The following is an 18,422-nucleotide window of genomic DNA, read 5'->3' as shown; positions in this document are numbered from 1 at the left end:
AACGGCCGCAAGGAGGGACATTCGTGAACAAAGGGTATGTAGTGCAGGTCATGGGCCCGGTGGTCGATGTCCGCTTTCCAGAGGGACAACTGCCGGCAATCAACAATGCCCTCCGAATTGACTACGAGGGCGATCTGCCCGTGCATCTGACGCTCGAGGTGGCACTGCACCTCGGAGACAATGTGGTTCGCACCATCGCCATGTCGTCGACCGACGGGCTCGTCCGTGGCGTGGAAGTCGTCGATACAGGACAGCCCATCTCGATGCCGGTAGGGCCGGGCACCTTGGGGCGCATCTTCAATGTGCTCGGCGAAACCATTGACGAGAAGGGACCCGTCGATGCTGCGGAGCGCTGGCCCATCCACCGTCCCGCGCCCGCATTCGGGGATCTGACGACGAAGACGGAGATCTTCGAAACCGGCATCAAGGTTGTGGATCTGCTCGCTCCATACGTCAAGGGTGGGAAGGTCGGTCTGTTCGGCGGCGCGGGCGTCGGCAAAACGGTGCTCATTCAGGAGCTCATTCACAACATCGCGAAGGAGCACGGCGGTTATTCGGTGTTTGCCGGCGTCGGCGAGCGGACGCGCGAGGGTAACGACCTCTACCATGAAATGAAGGAGTCGGGCGTCCTCGACAAGACGTGCATGGTGTTCGGCCAGATGAACGAGCCACCCGGTGCGCGCCTCCGCGTGGCGCTTTCCGGCCTGACGCTCGCCGAGTACTTCCGCGATGTCGAACAGCGCGACGTCCTGTTCTTCATCGACAACATCTTCCGCTTCACCCAGGCAGGTTCCGAGGTTTCTGCGCTTCTCGGCCGCATGCCGTCAGCCGTGGGTTACCAGCCCACTCTTGCGACGGAAATGGGCCAGCTTCAGGAGCGCATTGCCTCGACGGTGCGCGGATCCATCACGTCCATCCAGGCGGTGTACGTCCCGGCGGACGACTACACCGACCCGGCGCCGGCCAACACGTTCACCCACCTCGATGCGACGACCGTGTTGGAGCGCCGGATCGCCGACATGGGCCTGTATCCGGCCGTGGATCCGCTCGCTTCGACGTCGCGGGCGCTCCAGCCGGACATCGTGGGCGAAGAGCATTATCAGGTGGCGCGCGGTGTCCAGGCCGTGCTGCAGCGGTATCGCGAGCTGCAGGACATCATCGCCATCCTCGGCATGGATGAGCTGACCGACGAGGATCGCCTCATTGTGTCGCGCGCGCGCAAGATCCAGAACTTCCTGTCGCAGCCGTTCTTCGTGGCCGAGGTGTTCACCGGGACGCCGGGCAAGTACGTGCCGGTGAAGGATACCGTGCGCTCGTTCAAGGAGATCCTAGAGGGCAAGCACGACGACATCCCGGAGACGTACTTCCGCTATTGCGGCGCGATTGAAGACGTGATCGAGAAAGCGCGCAAGGACGGCTACGCCTGATCCCATCCGGAAGTGAGGTGAGCGCAGATGTTGACCGTGCCGCTCGAAATTGTCACGCCGGAGCGGATCGTGCTGTCGATGGACGTGCGCATGGTGATCCTGCGGGGCGGCGATGGCGAAATCGGCATCTTGCCCCGCCATATGCCGCTCGCGACGGCGGTCAAGCCGTGCCTGGTGCGCATTCGACTGGCGGACGATCGCCAGGACGTCGTACCGGTCTCGGGCGGGTTTGTCGAGGTTCTGCCGGAGAAGATCACCATTCTGGCGGACACCGCGGAGTTGCCTGAGGAAATCGACGTCGATCGCGCCCTTCGCGCTAAGGACCGCGCGGAGAAGCGGCTGCAAGCGGCGGTGGATGACGAGGAAGCGGAACGCGCGCGTCAGGCGCTCATGCGCGCGGAACTGCGGCTGCAGGCGGTGGAAGAGCATAAGCGCCTAAACGGATTTCTCCACGCAAGTGTTCCGAGCGCTTAATTCCGTGGTATGATGGTTTTGGGCAACTGGCCGTCTCTTCACGAACAGGTTGGGAGGCGGCCAGTGTCGTTTCAGCGCCGGGACGGCGATGGCGAGTGGAGGTGACTGGGTGCCGTTGGTCTATCGCGTCAGTGCCACCCTGGGGGCGGACGGGATCGTTCTGCTCTTGGTTTTCTTCCTCGGTGTCGTGGCGAGTTGGTGGGCGCTCGGCGCGCTCAAATGGGACAAGTTCACGCACCACCCATTCGCGGGCCAGGCCCAGCTCTTGCGGTTCTTCCTCGCACTCGCCGGAGGCGTGCTATCTGTCGTCGTCGGTCTTATTCTTCTGGGGGCGATGCAGTTGCTCAATAGTGCGCTTTGAGGTCGCGGTGAGGGTCTTGCTCTACGAAATCTATGAGACCTCCGTGCACAGGGTATAGCCCGGGCGGGATCCGTCGAGACTGGAATCAGGTGAAATCCTAGAGAGCCTTGATTTCCAGGATCGGATGGAGGTATCCGCCATGGCACACCCTAGAGTCATTCGGCGGGCTCGTCTCGTGCGCCGCCGCGGGAAACAAAGCCTGAAGCGCGCCATGTGGATGGCGCTTTGGATTGCGCTCGGCGCGGTCATCGCGCATCCTCCGGGCACGGCCAGTGCCCACACTGCCAGCGCTGTGCCATCCGACGGAGGCGCGCAGTACCAATTTCTCATGAGCGCCCTCCGCGCGACAGGGGCCACGCCGAACGCGTATCTCATCCACGACTGGACGCAGTTGAACGATTCGTTTCTCGACTCGGCGCAACTCGCAGCGCTCGGCGGCCAGGTCGTGCAGGAGTTGGGCCTCGTCAGCGTCAAGACGCAGGTCGCCCAACTCGCGAATGAGACGTACTGGCGCGCTGTCGGCGCCTGGCCCGGCGGCACGCGGGCTGAGGTGGTTTTGACGAGTTTTCCCGGGGCGCCAAGCGGCGCAGGAGACGGCCAGCCGGAGACCGTGATGACGGTGACAGCATCCAGCTCGAACTTGACGGAAGGCCAATTTTCATCGCAATATGACCAGGTGGAGCGCACGGTGGCGTCCGTCAACGGCACGCCGCAGATGAGCGCATACATAGCTGGTTTCAAACCGAGCGAAGTCAGCGAGGCGGAAGCGGACGAAATGGCGATCGCGGCCTTGAGAGCGGTGGGCGCTGCGGCGGTCGAAGGCATTCGCACGCCGCTCGAGACGAGCCTGTCAGGGTACAGTGCCCACGCACCGGTGTACGTGCTGTCGGGCGACCATCGGCGGGTGAACGTCCAGGTGGCCGTGCACGACGACTCGTTCCGGCAAGGGACCGACGTGTACGTGGGCTCTCCTCTTGTGATCGCGACGTATTGAGGACGCATCCGCGCCGCCGCTTCGCGAGGCTCAGGAAAGCCGTGCGGAGGTAGCGGAATGGGAAGAATCGTAATTGAGGGTGGATATCCCCTGGAGGGAACCGTTCGCGTCAGCGGAGCCAAAAATGCGGTGTTGCCTATCCTCGCAGCCAGTCTCTTGGCGGAGGAGGGCGTGAGTCAAATCGAAGAGGTCCCGCATCTCCTCGACGTGCGCGTCATGGCGGACACGGTTTCGGCGCTCGGCGCGAAGCTGGAGTGGAACGGATGCACCATCCGCGTCGACGCGCGGCGCCTGTTCAGCGTGTGTCCGCCCGCCGAGTTGGTCCGCAAGATGCGCGCTTCCTTTGTGGTTGCGGGACCTCTTCTGGCGCGCTTCGGCGAGGCGATGGTGGCCTTGCCAGGAGGGTGTAATATCGGGCCAAGGCCGGTGGATCTTCACATCAAGGGGCTCGAAGCGCTCGGCGCCACCGCCGTCGTGGAAAACGGCTACGTGCATTTTCGCGCGCCTCGCGGCGGCCTGCGCGGTGCTCGCATCTACCTGGACGTGCCGAGCGTGGGCGCGACGCAGAACATTATGATGGCGGCGGTCCTGGCCAAAGGACAGACCATCATCGAGAACGCCGCAAAAGAGCCGGAGAACGTGGATCTCGCCAACTATCTGAACGCGATGGGGGCTCGCGTTCGAGGCGCGGGGACGGACGTCATTCGCATCGAGGGCGTGGACCGGCTGCGGGGCGCGACTCATGCCGTGATCCCCGACCGGATTGAGGCAGGCACGTTTCTGATTGCGGCCGCACTCATCGGACGAGGCGTCTACGTGGAGAATGCACTGTCCCATCACCTCATGTCGCTCATCGCGAAGCTCGAGGAGGCCGGGGCTGTCATCGAGGATCACGTCGAAGGGATCAAGGTGTGGCCCTGTCAGGGGGGTCGCATGAAGCCGCTCGACGTCAAGACGCACTATTACCCATCATTCCCGACGGATTTGCAGGCGCAGATGGTCGCCGCCCTCACGGTGGCGCAAGGGACGAGCACCGTGACCGAAACCGTGTTCGAGAACCGATTCATGCATGTCGCGGAGTTGCAGCGCATGGGGGCGAATATTCACATTGAGGGACGCACTGCCGTCATTGAGGGCGTGCCGCGTCTGACCGGGGCCCGGGTCACCGCGACGGATCTCCGCGCAGGTGCGGCGCTGGTCATCGCGGGCCTCCTCGCCGAGGGTCAGACGGAAGTATACGGACTTCATCATATCGACAGGGGTTATGACGATCTCGTCGGCAAATTCAAGCAACTCGGCGCGCGCCTCGAGCGGATCGAAGGGGACGCCGAGATCGCCATGGCGAAATCCGTAGGCTGATACCAGCGTGCAACACTTCACTGGTCCACAAACCGCAGGCCCTTCGCACAGGGTTCTGCGGTTTGTTTCGTTGTGGTGTCGAATGCGGCATGGTGAACCGTGGCCCGGGTCATCCGCCGCCCATTCGGGCATATCCCCTTCACGAGTCGCATACGCTGCATTGAACGGGTTGTCCTCGCATGCTCCAGAGAAGCGGCGCGCGCCCTCGAAACGTGATCGAGAGGATGAAAGCCATGTCCCAGTCACGCCCCCTGCGCGGCATTCTCCAGTTCGCGGTGCGACTCGCGCTTGCCTTCGCCGCGATGGTTCTCCTCCCCGTGGGGATTGCCAAAGCGCTCCAGCGCTCGCCCATGCCCGACGTCTCCGCGTGGATTGCAGGGCGCGACGCTCGAGTTCAAGTCCGCGTCTTCGAAGGAGAAGCAGGCGAGGCTCGGCCTATCCCCCTCAACACGTACGTGCTGGAAGTTCTTTTGGCTAACTGCGACCCGAGCGCCCCGATGGCCAGCCTCGAGGCCGCGAGCGTCGCCGTTCGCACTTACGCCGTACGCGCGATGCTCCATCCCTCGCTCCAAGCTCGTCGCGAGCGCGCTGATCTTACGGACAATCCTTCGCTCGACCTGGCCATGGAGACCGAGCACGAGCTGGAACTTTCCATCGGCGCCCAGGCCGCGCTTGCGTTCATCGCTCGCGCGCAGGCGGCGATTGAAGCGACGGACGGGAGAATATTAACGTACGGCGGCCAGCCGATTCTCGCGTTTCTTTGCCAGATCTCCACCGGGCGGACGCGATCCGCTGCCACGGCGCTCGGCGATCCGCTGCCTTACCTGAAAAGCATACCCTGTCCAGACGACGCCTCGAGTCCGGCTCGTCTGTCGACCATCACCTATACGTTGGGCGCGTTCAACCAGGCGCTGTCGGCCCACCTGAGCGATTTCAGCGTCCTTCGCGCCGTGCGGTCGGGCGACGGCTTTGTGCAAGCCGTGAAAGCGGGAGACGAAGTGTGGGGAGGTCCCGCGTTCGCAGCCAATCTTGGACTAGCCTCGGACGATTTCACCTGGGTGGCGCGGGGAGACCGGCTTGTCTTCACCTGCTACGGTCGAGGTTCCGATCTCGGCATGAGTTTGCACGAGGCGGATGCGCTCGCGTCGCGCGGCATGTCCTACGCCGCCATCCTGGCGCACTTCTATCCTGGCGCCCGATTGGAAGACATGCAGCCCATCGTCCAGGGATTGGGAAACTTCGGTAACTAACTCTACCCAAAATTTGAGGGCGACACGTATAGACAGCCGTCCGCGTGGCGAGACTCACTACTGAGGTGAGCGCCACATGGATGAAAAGCAACAGCGTGATCCAAAACCTGAGACGCCGCAAGCGCAAAATCAGAGTCCTGTGCGCAAGTGGCTGTCGAAGCGATGGGTCTACCCGGCGATGTACCTTGGAGCGGCTGCGGTCGTGATCGGTGTCATCTATGCGCGTATCGAGACGAACAGCACGCCCACGTCGGTGACCACCACAGAGACGAACCAAACGTCGCAGACGGGCACCACGTCGAATGGGCTAGAGCCTTGGGTTTGGCCATACGCGCAGGGAACAGACGCTACGGTCACCATGGGATTTTTCCCGGTGCATGGATCCCTGAAGCAACAGGCCGCGGCGGTGGTCGAGTACGACAACACATTCTATCCGCACAAGGGCATTGATATTCGCGCCGCCGGTGGCAGGCAGTTCACGGTGGTGGCCGCGCAGCGCGGCACCGTCGAAAGTGTGACCAATCAGCCGCTCTACGGCTACGAAGTGGTCGTCAGCTCGCCCGACGGCTACACCGAGACGTATCAGTCCCTGGGTTCGGTGGACGTGAAACCGGGCCAGACCATCTCCGCCGGAGATCCCATCGGCACGACATCGACCAACCTGTTCGAGCAGAGCCAGGGCAACCATCTGTATTTCCAAGTCAACCAAAACGGTCAACCGATCGACCCCGAGTCGCTTCTCCCCAAGCAATGACACGCAACGAGAGGGTAGCCCAGACGCCCGCTACAGCGCGGGCGTTTTTCCTTTGTCTATCGAGCGCGTTCGACGTATTTCCCGGAAAAAGATCACCATTCCCCTCGTTTCCGCGCACGGTCGTGCGATGTCGAAACTCCCCGGAAGATTCGAAATGGCCAGGCCTGGCGCGGCATACGGTGTACACCCCCTCATATACATAAACCAGACCAACTGACCTGCCACGGGGAGGCGAGGGGAGTGCATGACTACATCAAGGAGCGTACGCTTAAGATTGGGGAGTACATTGTCGAAACGCGCAACACGGTTCGCACCATCGCGCGCGAATTCGGCGTTTCGAAGAGCACCGTGCACAAGGATCTGACGGAACGCCTTCCGGAGATCAATCCGGAGTTGGCCAGCAAGGTAAAGGAAATTTTGGAGTACCACAAAGCGATCCGTCACTTGCGCGGTGGCGAAGCCACCAAAATGAAGTATCATAAGGGAGACGATGAGCGGGCTGGGTCGGCCGTGAAGCCGAAGAAGATCGAGCGGCGCAAAGGAGTTTCGAGCGGACTGTAGAACTACATCCTTGCATCCCCACTCCATTCATGCGAGCAGACGCACGACCTTCCCCAATCTCGTACGCTCTACACGTAGGAGGACTCGCCGCACATGTTTTCAAGGGACGTTGGTGTAGATCTGGGCACCGCCAATGTGCTGGTGCACGTCAAAGGCCAAGGGATTGTACTCGACGAACCATCGGTCGTGGCAATAGATCAGGTGACGAAGCAAGTTGTCGCGGTTGGCGAAGAAGCTCGCCGCATGTTGGGGCGAACGCCGGGGAACATTGTCGCCATTCGTCCGCTTCGGGAAGGCGTGATCGCCGATTTTGAAGTGACGGAGATCATGCTCCGACACTTTCTCAACAAAACCATCGGCAAGCGTTTCTTCGGGCGCCCGCGTGTGATGATCTGCGTCCCCGCGGGCATCACCTCCGTCGAGCAGAAGGCGGTTCGAGAGGCGGCGGAAGCGGTCGGCATCAAGCAGGTGGATTTGATTGAGGAGCCGAAGGCCGCCGCCATCGGCGCAGGACTCAACATCTTTGAACCGAGCGGCTCGATGGTCGTCGACATTGGCGGAGGCACGACGGATATTGCGGTGCTTTCGCTCGGTGATGTAGTCACCTCGACGTCGCTCAGGATTGCGGGGGACAAGCTCGACGAGGCCATCGTCAAGTACATCCGGCGGGTGTACAACCTGATGATCGGCGAGCGGACGGCAGAGGAATTGAAGAAGGAACTGGCGACGGTGTTTCCAGGCGGGCGACAGAAGAGCACGGACGTGCGTGGGCGAGACATGGTGACCGGCTTGCCGAAGACGGTCACAGTTCACTCGGAGGAACTCCGCGAGGCCCTGCAGGAGCCGGTGTACGCGATTGTGCAGGCGACGAAGTCGGTACTGGAAGAGACGCCGCCGGAGCTCGCCGCCGACATCTTCGACAAAGGCGTCGTGCTGACGGGTGGCGGGGCGCTCGTGGACGGCCTGGACAAGCTCATGCAGTCCGAGCTGGAGATCCCCGTGCACATCGCGGAAAATCCGATGCACTGCGTCGTCATTGGGACGGGGTGCGTGCTGGAGAGCCCCGAGTGGAACAAGTATCGCGATCGCGGCCGGCGTCGGTCGCGGCGGTGACGGAGGTGTCGGGCGATGATCCAGGGGCTCACGGCGGCCGCCTCGGGCATGGCGGCGGAAGATCGGATCGAGCAGCTTCTGTCGAACAACTTGGCCAACCAGGAGACCCCGGGCTTCAAGGCTTCCATCGGCGAGCTCATGGAGGACCCGGTGTTCGCCATGGAACGTTATTCGTACGGCGACGGGGCGGCCGGGATCGGCATCGGCGAGATGGGCGGCGGCGTGGATTTTCAGGAAGGAGTTCCCTCCTTCGCCGAAGGTGGGCTTGAGACGACGGGACGGCCGCTCGATCTCGCCATCGTCGACGCCCTCACGTCAGGAGAGGTGGCCTACGCGCTTACGCCGCAGGGCGTTGAACCCGTGGCAGGTCCGGTGACGGTGGGCGCGGGCGCGAGGCTGACTGCAGGGGGCATGCCGCTCGCGGTCTATGGGGCGAATGGACAGCCGGTTCCAGGGCTGTTTGCGGTCCGCAATCCGGCCTATCAAGGGTCGGAGCTTGTTGGCGAAGACGGTTCGCCTGTGTATGACGCCGCGGGGCGGCCTTCGTACGTCATTGAGAATGCGGCGGGGCAGGTGGTCTACACGCCGGGCAGCGAAACGGGCGATCCGTATGCCATCCGCGTGGGAAGCGCGGATGACATGGGCTATCACGCGTTTTTACCCGTAAACTACGAGGATGCCAGCGGCCAGCCAGGCCTCGCAGTGACGCGGGACGGCGCCCTGCAAGTCAACGCCAACAACGTCGTGGTGGATGCGGCAGGGCACGCCATCGCCCCGCTGGACGCGGCGGGACGTGTCCTGGTGGGAGGGCGGATCGTGATCAACCCGCTCTACCATGGCACGCAAATCTTTTCGCAGAGCGGGACGCCGGTGTATGATGCCAATGGACAGCCGTCGTTTCGCGTCTACGACGCCCAGGGCAACCTCGTGGCCGGAGGTCGATTGGGCCTCGTGGACGCGGATGTGACGCAACTCCAGCCGCTCGGCGAAGGCGAATACATGGTCGGCAGTTCGTACCAGCCATCTGCCGTCGCACCGCTTCTGCGCGCTGGCACGGGGCGGATGGTTTTCGGCGCGCTTGAATCGTCGAATGTGAATGTGGCGGCCACGATGGCTCAAATGATGCAGGCGCTAAACGCCTATGAGGCCAATCAGCGCGTGGCGCAGTCCGTCGATTCCCTGTTGAATGTCGCGGTGACGGATATCGGCAGAGTTCAGGGCAGCTGAGCGCGGGAGGCGAGCGCATGGGCCAGATGATGTGGAATGGGTTGTCCGGCATGCAGGCGGCCAACGCTTGGATCGACCAAATTGCGGACAACCTGGCGAACCTGGAGACACCGGGGTATGCGGCCGAGCGGGGGACGTTCGCGGATCTGCTCACGATGCAGGTGTACGGCAACGCGACGGATCCCTCCTCAGCCGACCGCGTGACGCCTCTTGGATGGCGCGGGGGCACGGGCGTTGCGCGGACGGGCGAAGAGCGGGATTTCAGCCAAGGCGCCGTGATGCGCACGGGCATTCCGACGCATCTTGCCATCGAGGGGCCCGGATTCTTTGTCGTGCAGACGCCTTCGGGCCGTATGTACACCCGGGCCGGCAACTTCATTTGGAGCCGGCGCGCGGATGGTTCGTTCGTGCTCGCGACCCAATCGGGTGACCCCGTCCTCTCTACCAGCGGTCAGCCCATCGTCAAGCCGACGGACGCGCCGTCCATGACCGTCGCGCCGGACGGCACTGTGCAATTCGGACGTGGACGCACCGCGAAACTCGCGTTGGTGGAAATCGGGGAGCCGTCCAGCCATCTCATTCCGGAAGGCAACGGTCTGTACCGACTGGCCTCGGGCGGGGTCGCGGTTCCCGCGCGAAATTCGTCCGTGATCCAAGGAGCGGTAAACGAGTCTAACGTGGACGAGACCGCTGCGATGGCTGAGCTCGTCGCTGCGCAGGATTTCTACGAGGAAAATGCACAGGCCGTCTCCATCGCGAATCAGTTGCTCGGGTTGGCAGATACCATCCGGACGTCGGGAGGTTGAGGAGGCGATCGCGTGAACCTGCCCAATCTGTTGACGCTCTTGCGTCTGCTGTTGATTCCGTGCTATCTGTGGGCATTTTATGGTGTGGAAAGTCCGCACAAGATCTTGGCCTTATCCGTGTTGCTGTTCGCAGGTCTCACCGACGTTCTGGATGGCTATCTCGCTCGCACGTACAAATTGGAGACGTACACGGGCCAGTTGCTCGATCCGCTCGCGGACAAGCTCATGATGGTGTCCGTCCTGTTCACCCTGCTCGCGTCTGAACGCCTTCCCTGGCTGGTTGCCGCTCTCCTCGTCTTCCGAGACGTCGCGATGATTGCGGGCGCAGCGTTCTTTTACTTCCAGGGCAAACGCGCGGTGCCGAAGGCGAACTGGTGGGGTAAGATCACGACTTGCTTTTACTACCTCGGCATCTCGTTCTGTATCCTCGCGTGGCCCACGCCCTCGGCCGGTGAAATGGTACTCTGGTTCACGGTGGGCCTGTCGTACGTCACTACTGTGATCTACGTCCGGAGCATGAAAATCATTCCTGTGCGGCGCCGCGTGTATTGAGGCGTCCCACCCTATGGAGGTCCTTGATGGAGCAGAAACTTCCCCTGAGTATCGAGGAGATTCAACAAATTCTGCCGCATCGCTACCCGTTTCTCCTGGTCGATCGCGTCACGGAGATCGATGGCGGCCGCGCGGTGGGGTACAAGCTCGTGACTGCCAATGAACCTCACTTTCAAGGCCATTTTCCCGCTTATCCCATTATGCCGGGGGTGCTCATCATTGAGGCGATGGCGCAGCTTGGCGGCGTCGCCATCTTGGCCGATCCGGCCTACCGCGGGAAGCGCCCGCTGCTCGCGGGTGTCGACGGCGCGCGCTTCCGCGGTGAGGTGCGGCCCGGAGATCGGCTGGACATGGAAGTCGTGATCGACCGCATGAAGGGCCGAATGGGCCGAGGAACGGGCCGGGCCCATGTGGATGGCAAGCTGGTGGCGGAAGCCACCATTCTGTTTGCCATTGCGGATGGCGAGGCCTGATACGGCCTCGCCTGGTCAAATGCTCACAGATCGCTCAGGGACAGCCCCGCGTTCAAAGCCCGCTCGCGCATCTTGCGCACGGCGCGCATGCGCCAGGTGCGGATGGTCGCGGGGCTGACGCCGAGTTGCTCTGCCATCTCATTCGTGTCCAGCCCGGCCAGTTCGAGCGCGAGCCAGGCGGCTTCTCGTGGCGCGAGCCTCGCTTCGCGCGCCAGGCGCAAAAGGGTCAGGCGCTGGTCCACGCGGTCGAATGAATCTCCCCCCGCGGAGCAGGAAGGGCCTCTGCGCTCCGGTTCTTCGTCCCAATCTTCGTTGCTCCCCTCTTCGGATTCCCTCTGGAACGCAGTTCGCTCCTGCGCCAACCACCATCTTCGCATGGCGGTGCGGGTGTCGCCATACACTCGACTTGCGGCGTATGCCGGAAACGGGGCAGCGTCTGGGTGATGTGTTGCAATGGCGTGCAGAAACGCGGCGCACGCCTCCTGATACGCCTCGTCGTACCCGGCGACGCGCGCATACCGCTTGGCGGCGCCTCGCAATAGGGGACGAAACATGTCGAAAAGCGCGTGCAGACAGACGTCATCTCCTTCGCGGGCGCGATGAACGATATCGTGCAACACCGACAGCGGAAGCATGAACCTTTCCCTCGCTCGGGCGGGCCGGCCCGCGAATTTTTGCATGCGAGGCAAGCGTAAACCGGGCGAAGTGGGCGATCCCGTCTCGAATGCACATGAGACCTTGCATGGGACTCAGCGGGCGTTGCATCGAACCTTCGTAGCGCATCGACGGCGGGCTAAACCTTGTGCATGTCACCGTTGAACGGGACTTTGTGCGGTGAGAGGCGCGGGCGCAGAATGCATTGGATTTTTGTGCACACTAGAACCAAACCCCTCTTGCATTTCCCGCAGGCAGGTGTATAATAAGGTCAAGAAAAGTCAAAGTCAAAAGATCAAAGTCAAATGGAACTTCAGAGGACGGTGCTGCGTTAGGGGTTGTCATCATGGCAAGCAACATCTCCGACATCATCGAGGCGTATCTGAAACGACTCATGGAAGAAAGTGGGCTTGACGTGATCGAGATTCAGCGCAATGAGCTCGCGGAGCAGTTTCACTGCGTCCCGTCTCAGATCAACTACGTCATCAGCACGCGCTTCACGACGGATCACGGGTACATCGTCGAGTCCAAGCGCGGCGGCGGCGGGTATATCCGCATCCGGCGCGTGAAGCTCGACAAGGATCACCTGCTGTGGGACGTGCTGAGATCGCTCGGGGACGAGGTGAGCCAGTCCGCCAGCGAGGCGCTGATCGAACGCCTGCACCGGGACGGGTGGTTGACGGACCGCGAAGCCGCGTTGATTTCCGCCATGTTGCGCCGGGACGTGCTCGCACTCGACCTTCCATATCGAGATCGGCTGCGGGCGAAGTTGCTGGCAAGTGCGCTGCAGGCGTTGGCAGCGCACCGAAAACCTTGAAAGCGAGGTGGGACCGATGCTTTGCGAGCGGTGCCATGAGCGACCGGCGACGGTCCACGTGACGAAAATCATCAACGGTGTGCAAACGGCCTATCACCTGTGCGAGGTATGCGCCAAAGAACAGGGCGACGTGTTTCCCAATCCGTTTCTGATGGGAAGCCCGTTCGACTTCAATAAGCTCTTGAGCGGGCTCTTAAACATGGAGTCGTCCTCGGGATTCGCGCCTGTCACCACCCAGGCCCAGCAGCGATGCGGAACGTGCGGAATGACGTACAACCAGTTCACGCAGATCGGCAGGTTCGGTTGCCCGGACTGCTACGACGCGTTTTCGGCGCGGCTTGAGCCGCTGTTGCGGCGCATTCAGAATGGTCTCAGGCACACGGGAAAAGTCCCGGGCTCGGCGGGCGAGCGCCAACAGTTGGCGCGCAAGCTGGAGCAGCTCCGCCGGGAACTACAGCAGGCCGTGGCGCAGGAGCAGTTCGAGCGCGCGGCGCAACTGCGCGACGAAATCCGCAAACTGGAACAGGGCGCGCAGTGAGGAGGTGTGGAGATGTCCCTCGCAGACTTTGTCAAACGAACCATCAGCAAATGGATGAAAGAAACCGGGCCCGAAGACGATATCGTGCTCACAAGTCGCATCCGGCTCGCCCGAAACCTGAAAGGATTCCCGTTTCCCACGCTGGCGACCGACGCGCACGCCAACGAGGTCATGGAACTCGTGCGGCAGGCCGCGGAGAACGACGCCATGAAGCGGCTTGGCAAGTTCGAGTTCATCCGTTGCCGGGATCTCACGCCGCTCGATCGCCAGATGTTCGTCGAAAAGCATCTCATCAGTCCCGATCTCGCGCAGCAAGAGAAGCATGGCGCCATTGTCCTCCGCGACGACGAGGTCGTCAGCATTATGGTCAATGAGGAAGACCACCTGCGCATCCAGTGCATCCTTCCAGGGCTTCGCTTGCAGGAAGCGTGGAATCTAGCGAGCCAGGTGGACGACGCCCTTGAGCAGACCTTGACCTACGCGTATCACGATCAATACGGTTATCTGACGGCCTGTCCGACCAACGTCGGAACCGGCATTCGCGCATCGGTCATGATGCACCTGCCGGGCCTCGCGCTCACGGGTGGCATTCAGAGGCTGCTTACCGCCGTGTCCCAGGTTGGGCTAGCGGTTCGCGGCATCTACGGCGAAGGGTCGGAGTCGTTCGGGAATCTGTATCAGGTGTCGAACCAGATCACACTGGGCGAGAGCGAAGAAGAGATCATCGCGAATCTGATGAGCGTCGTCCAACAGATCATCGAGCAGGAGCGGAACGCGCGCAAACTCCTGATGGAGCGCAACCGGATCCAGCTCGAGGACCGCGTCAGCCGCTCGTTTGGCATCCTGGCGTATGCGCGCAAGATGGATTCGAAGGAGACGTTGGAGCGGCTGTCGGACGTGCGACTGGGGATCGATCTCGGCATTATCCAAGGCGTGTCGGCCGGCATCCTGAAGGAACTGATGGTGCTCACGCAGCCGGCCTGTCTGCAAAAATACTACAATCGCGAGCTGAGCCCGAACGAGCGCGACGTGCGGCGCGCGCAGTTAATTCGGGATCGGCTGAGAATGAATGATACGGAGGTGCATGGATGATGTATGCACGGTTTACGGAGAGAGCTCAGAAGGTGTTGGCGCTGGCGCAAGAAGAGGCTTCTCGCCTGAATCACCCGGGCGTGGGCACCGAGCACATCTTGCTCGGCCTGATCCGCGAAGGCGAGGGGATTGCGGCGAAAGCCCTGCAGATGCTCGGCGTGCAGGCGGACAAGGTGCAACAGGAGATTGAGCGGATGGTGGGCCGCGGGCAGACCCCGGTCACGGCGATGACCTACACGCCGAGGGCGAAGAAGGTCATTGAGTTGTCCATCGACGAAGCCCGGAAGCTCGGTCACTCGTACGTGGGGACAGAGCACCTGCTGCTGGGTCTCATTCGCGAGGGCGAAGGCGTTGCGGCGCGCGTGCTCGCTAACATGAACGTGAATCTGAACAAGGCGCGCCAGCAGGTGCTGCAGCTCTTGGGCGGCGACGCCATGGACATCGCGGGCGACAAAGACGCCTCCGTCGGCACGCCGACGCTCGACAGCCTGGCGCGCGATCTGACGCAGATGGCGCGCGACGGCAAGCTCGATCCCGTCATCGGGCGAGAGAAGGAAATCGAGCGCGTGATTCAGGTGTTGTCGCGGAGGACGAAGAACAACCCGGTCCTCATCGGCGAACCCGGCGTCGGGAAGACCGCCATCGCCGAAGGGCTGGCGCAGCGGATTGTGACGGGGGATGTGCCGGAGACACTGCGCAACAAGCGCGTGATGGTGCTCGACATGGGCACGGTGGTCGCCGGTACCAAGTACCGCGGTGAATTCGAGGATCGGTTGAAGAAGATCATGGATGAAATCCGCCAGGCCGGAAACGTCATCCTGTTCATCGATGAGCTGCACACGCTCATCGGGGCGGGCGGCGCGGAGGGCGCCATCGACGCGTCCAACATCCTGAAGCCGGCGCTTGCTCGTGGCGAGCTCCAATGCATCGGCGCGACCACGCTCGACGAATACCGCAAGCACATCGAGAAGGATCCGGCGCTCGAGCGGCGCTTCCAGCCCATCATGGTTGACGAGCCGTCGCCGGAGGAGGCGCTGGAGATCCTCAAGGGATTGCGGGATCGGTACGAAGCGCATCACCGCGTGAAGATCACGGACGAAGCGCTCGAGGCCGCGGTGAAGCTGTCGGATCGGTACATCTCGGATCGGTTCTTGCCGGATAAGGCCATCGACCTGATTGACGAAGCCGCTTCGCGCGTGAGGTTGCGCACGCACACCGCTCCTCCGAACCTCAAGGAACTGGAGCAGAAACTGGAGAAGGTGCGCAGCGAGAAGGACGCCGCTGTGCAGAGCCAGGAGTTCGAGCTGGCGGCCAGCCTGCGCGATGAGGAGCAGAAGATCAAGGAGGAGCTCGAGCGGCTGAAGGAGACGTGGCAGAAGACGCAGCAGCTGGACGACGTGCGCGTGACGGCAGAAGACATTGCCCACATCGTGTCGTCGTGGACGGGAATCCCGGTACAGCAGCTCCAGCAGGACGAGTCGGAGCGGCTGCTCAACCTGGAGAAGATCCTGCACGAGCGCGTCATTGGGCAGGACGAGGCGGTCGAGGCCGTGGCCAAGGCGATTCGCCGGGCGCGCGCTGGCCTGAAAGACCCGAAGCGGCCCATTGGTTCGTTCATCTTCCTCGGGCCGACGGGCGTTGGCAAGACGGAGCTCGCGCGTGCGCTCGCTGAAGCGCTGTTTGGCGATGAGGACGCGCTTATCCGCATTGACATGTCGGAGTACATGGAGCGCCACTCCACGTCGCGGCTCGTCGGATCGCCGCCGGGATACGTGGGGTACGAGGAAGGCGGTCAGTTGACCGAGAAGGTGCGCCGGAAGCCGTATTCCGTGGTGCTTTTGGACGAGATCGAAAAGGCGCATCCGGAAGTGTTCAACATCCTGCTGCAGGTGCTGGACGACGGCCGGCTCACGGACGGCAAGGGTCGCACGGTTGACTTCCGCAACACGGTCATCATTATGACCTCGAACGTGGGCGCCGAGGAGCTGCGCAAGGGCGGTGCGCTCGGCTTCAAGCGGGAAGAGGATAAGTATCTGGGCATGAAAGACAAGGTGATGGACGAACTCAAGCGCACCTTCCGGCCCGAGTTCCTCAACCGCATCGACGAGATCATCGTGTTCCACCCGCTGGATGAGACGCACATCGAGCGGATCGTGGACAAGATGGTGGACAATCTGAAGCGCCGCCTGAAAGAGCAGGAGATCGAGTTCGAGCTCACGGACGAGGCGAAGAAATTCCTCGCGAAGGTCGGGTTCGATCCGCAGTACGGCGCGCGGCCGCTGCAGCGGGCCATTGTCCGCAACGTCGAGGATCTCCTTTCGTCCGCGCTCATTGCGGGCGAGATCAAGAAGGGCGATCGCGTCCTGCTCGGCGTGGACGGCGACAAGTTGCGGATCGAAAAGGTGAACGAGCAGCCGGTCGGCGCGGGGGCGTGATCGCCGAAACAAGCGTACAGACCGTCAAGGGGGCAGTTGAACGTGCACGCGCACGCTCAGCTGCCCCCATTGGGTTGTAAGCTGTGGGCGCTTTCACTCCCCTGCACGCAGAAATTTCGCGTCTGGCATGGACGTACGCGGAGAGTTCTGTATCATGTTGATGAGGACTTGGAAGGCGGCGAGGCGGATTGCCGAAGGTCAAGACGCGATACGTGTGCCAGATGTGTGGCCATGTCGAAGTAAAGTGGATGGGGCGCTGCCCCGCCTGTGGCGAGTGGAACACGCTGGTGGAGGAAGAGGTGGCGCCGAGCGGCCGATTCGCGCCTTCGAAGGCGCGCGTGGTGCCGAAGCCCATCGTGTCCATCCCGGCCCAAGCGGAGAACCGGTTGAGCACGGGCCTGTCCGAGTGCGATTTCGTGTTGGGGGGCGGCGTGGTTCCTGGCTCCCTTGTCCTGATTGGCGGAGATCCCGGCATCGGCAAGTCGACGCTGTTGCTGCAGGTCTCGCACGCCATCGCGAAGAACGGGCACCGCGTGCTCTACATTTCGGGCGAGGAGAGTGCGACGCAGATTCGCCTGCGGGCGGAACGGCTCGGCACGGTGCACGGCGAGCTATACGTGCTCGCGGAGACCGATCTCGACGCAGCCCTGGAAGCGGCCGTGGAACTGAAACCTCAATTCCTGATTGTCGATTCCATCCAGACCGTGTTTCGCCCGGGCCTCGCCTCTGCGCCCGGAAGCGTGGCGCAGGTTCGGGAATGCACGGGACTGCTTTTGCGTGTGGCCAAGGCGGAGAGCATGGCCACTTTCATTGTCGGACACGTGACAAAGGACGGGGCCATCGCGGGGCCGCGCATGCTCGAGCACATGGTCGACGCCGTCTTATACTTCGAGGGCGATCGCCATCATATGTATAGAGTGCTGCGCGCCGTCAAAAATCGGTTTGGATCGACCAATGAGCTTGCGGTATTCGAGATGAGGGACGACGGGCTGCGCGAGATTTCGAATCCGTCCGAGCTCTTTCTGTCGGAGCGCCGTGAGGTTGCCCCCGGCTCGGCCGTGGTGTGCGCCATGGAAGGGCGGCGCCCGCTTCTTCTCGAAGTGCAGGCGCTCGTCGCCTCCACGTCGTTCGGCACGCCGCGCCGCATGACGACGGGGGCCGACCTACAGCGCATGAACATGCTCCTGGCAGTCTTGGAGCGGCGGCTTGGCATGCAGCTCGGGTCTTGTGACGCGTATGTGAACATCGCGGGCGGGGTCCGTGTGGAGGAGCCCGCGGCCGATCTCGGCATCGCGTTGGCGCTCGTCGCGAGCCACCGGGATCGCCCCTTGCGGCCAGGCGTGTACATCGGGGAAGTGGGCCTCACGGCCGAGGTGCGCGCTGTGACGCGGCTCGCCGAGCGCATTCGCGAAGCGCGTAAACTTGGTTTTCATCGCTGCATCGTTCCGGCTGGGCAGTCTGTGCCCGAGGCCGTGCCTGGTATGGAGATTGTGCAGGTTCGCTCTGTGCAGGACGCGATCGATCAAGCCTTTTGA

19 protein-coding genes are annotated in these 18,422 nt (G+C 62.5%); 18 read left to right on the top strand and 1 reads right to left on the bottom strand.

Annotated features, from left to right (window positions below; genetic code table 11):
• The first annotated feature begins 23 nt into the window (after window positions 1-23).
• The 13 genes from atpD (at window position 24) to fabZ (ending at window position 11,351) form a co-directional block, all read left to right on the top strand.
• Window positions 24-1,427 carry a F0F1 ATP synthase subunit beta gene (gene atpD / locus AC27E8_RS10040; protein WP_014465780.1) on the top strand — a complete coding sequence of 468 codons (1,404 nt, stop codon included), beginning with the start codon at window positions 24-26 and terminating at the stop codon, window positions 1,425-1,427.
• A gap of 27 nt (window positions 1,428-1,454) precedes the next feature.
• A complete protein-coding gene (atpC, locus tag AC27E8_RS10035) occupies window positions 1,455-1,901 on the top strand; it encodes an ATP synthase F1 subunit epsilon (RefSeq protein WP_487099117.1) in 447 nt (148 codons plus the stop codon).
• Window positions 1,902-2,010: 109 nt separating this feature from the next.
• Window positions 2,011-2,262: a DUF1146 domain-containing protein gene (locus AC27E8_RS10030; RefSeq protein ID WP_487099118.1), complete on the top strand. Its 252-nt coding sequence runs from the start codon at window positions 2,011-2,013 to the stop codon at window positions 2,260-2,262.
• Between the two features lie 139 nt (window positions 2,263-2,401).
• Entirely contained in the window at window positions 2,402-3,256 is an 855-nt protein-coding gene (locus AC27E8_RS10025) for a YwmB family TATA-box binding protein (protein ID WP_487099119.1), read from the top strand.
• Window positions 3,257-3,313: 57 nt separating this feature from the next.
• Window positions 3,314-4,615 (top strand): UDP-N-acetylglucosamine 1-carboxyvinyltransferase, encoded by a 1,302-nt coding sequence (murA, locus tag AC27E8_RS10020; protein ID WP_487099120.1) that lies wholly within the window; start codon window positions 3,314-3,316, stop codon window positions 4,613-4,615.
• Window positions 4,616-4,848: 233 nt separating this feature from the next.
• Window positions 4,849-5,865, top strand: a complete 1,017-nt coding sequence (locus tag AC27E8_RS10015; RefSeq protein ID WP_487099121.1) for a SpoIID/LytB domain-containing protein — start codon at window positions 4,849-4,851, stop codon at window positions 5,863-5,865.
• 76 nt (window positions 5,866-5,941) lie between these two features.
• Window positions 5,942-6,619 (top strand): peptidoglycan DD-metalloendopeptidase family protein, encoded by a 678-nt coding sequence (locus AC27E8_RS10010; RefSeq protein ID WP_487099122.1) that lies wholly within the window; start codon window positions 5,942-5,944, stop codon window positions 6,617-6,619.
• A gap of 240 nt (window positions 6,620-6,859) precedes the next feature.
• A complete protein-coding gene (spoIIID, locus tag AC27E8_RS10005; RefSeq protein ID WP_012811963.1) occupies window positions 6,860-7,180 on the top strand; it encodes a sporulation transcriptional regulator SpoIIID in 321 nt (106 codons plus the stop codon).
• Between the two features lie 93 nt (window positions 7,181-7,273).
• Window positions 7,274-8,293 carry a rod shape-determining protein MreB gene (mreB, locus tag AC27E8_RS10000; protein ID WP_487099123.1) on the top strand — a complete coding sequence of 340 codons (1,020 nt, stop codon included), beginning with the start codon at window positions 7,274-7,276 and terminating at the stop codon, window positions 8,291-8,293.
• Between the two features lie 15 nt (window positions 8,294-8,308).
• Complete coding sequence (locus AC27E8_RS09995; protein WP_487099124.1) at window positions 8,309-9,520, top strand: flagellar basal body rod C-terminal domain-containing protein; 1,212 nt, start codon at window positions 8,309-8,311, stop codon at window positions 9,518-9,520.
• Window positions 9,521-9,537: 17 nt separating this feature from the next.
• A complete protein-coding gene (locus tag AC27E8_RS09990) occupies window positions 9,538-10,326 on the top strand; it encodes a flagellar hook-basal body protein (protein ID WP_487099125.1) in 789 nt (262 codons plus the stop codon).
• A 12-nt stretch (window positions 10,327-10,338) separates the two neighbouring features.
• Window positions 10,339-10,878, top strand: a complete 540-nt coding sequence (gene pgsA, locus AC27E8_RS09985; protein WP_487099126.1) for a CDP-diacylglycerol--glycerol-3-phosphate 3-phosphatidyltransferase — start codon at window positions 10,339-10,341, stop codon at window positions 10,876-10,878.
• A 26-nt stretch (window positions 10,879-10,904) separates the two neighbouring features.
• A complete protein-coding gene (gene fabZ, locus AC27E8_RS09980; protein ID WP_014465768.1) occupies window positions 10,905-11,351 on the top strand; it encodes a 3-hydroxyacyl-ACP dehydratase FabZ in 447 nt (148 codons plus the stop codon).
• Between the two features lie 23 nt (window positions 11,352-11,374).
• Here fabZ and AC27E8_RS09975 read toward each other — a convergent pair whose 3' ends face one another.
• On the bottom strand, window positions 11,375-11,986 hold the full coding sequence (locus tag AC27E8_RS09975; RefSeq protein WP_487099127.1) for a sigma-70 family RNA polymerase sigma factor: 612 nt from the start codon (window positions 11,984-11,986) through the stop codon (window positions 11,375-11,377).
• Between the two features lie 365 nt (window positions 11,987-12,351).
• Here AC27E8_RS09975 and AC27E8_RS09970 point away from each other — a divergent pair, with 365 nt between their 5' ends.
• The 5 genes from AC27E8_RS09970 (at window position 12,352) to radA (ending at window position 18,422) form a co-directional block, all read left to right on the top strand.
• Entirely contained in the window at window positions 12,352-12,822 is a 471-nt protein-coding gene (locus AC27E8_RS09970) for a CtsR family transcriptional regulator (protein WP_206830636.1), read from the top strand.
• A gap of 16 nt (window positions 12,823-12,838) precedes the next feature.
• Window positions 12,839-13,360, top strand: a complete 522-nt coding sequence (locus tag AC27E8_RS09965; protein ID WP_487099128.1) for a UvrB/UvrC motif-containing protein — start codon at window positions 12,839-12,841, stop codon at window positions 13,358-13,360.
• Between the two features lie 12 nt (window positions 13,361-13,372).
• On the top strand, window positions 13,373-14,452 hold the full coding sequence (gene mcsB, locus AC27E8_RS09960) for a protein-arginine kinase McsB (RefSeq protein ID WP_487099129.1): 1,080 nt from the start codon (window positions 13,373-13,375) through the stop codon (window positions 14,450-14,452).
• On the top strand, window positions 14,449-16,887 hold the full coding sequence (locus AC27E8_RS09955; protein WP_367306727.1) for an ATP-dependent Clp protease ATP-binding subunit: 2,439 nt from the start codon (window positions 14,449-14,451) through the stop codon (window positions 16,885-16,887). The genes mcsB and AC27E8_RS09955 overlap by 4 nt, the downstream gene beginning before the upstream one ends.
• A 188-nt stretch (window positions 16,888-17,075) precedes the next feature.
• Window positions 17,076-18,422 (top strand): DNA repair protein RadA, encoded by a 1,347-nt coding sequence (gene radA / locus AC27E8_RS09950; protein ID WP_014465759.1) that lies wholly within the window; start codon window positions 17,076-17,078, stop codon window positions 18,420-18,422.

Source organism: Alicyclobacillus sp. CIJ1 (genome assembly GCF_057538885.1).
Note: the sequence above shows the minus strand (reverse complement) of the source record. Positions and strands in the feature narration are given on the sequence as shown.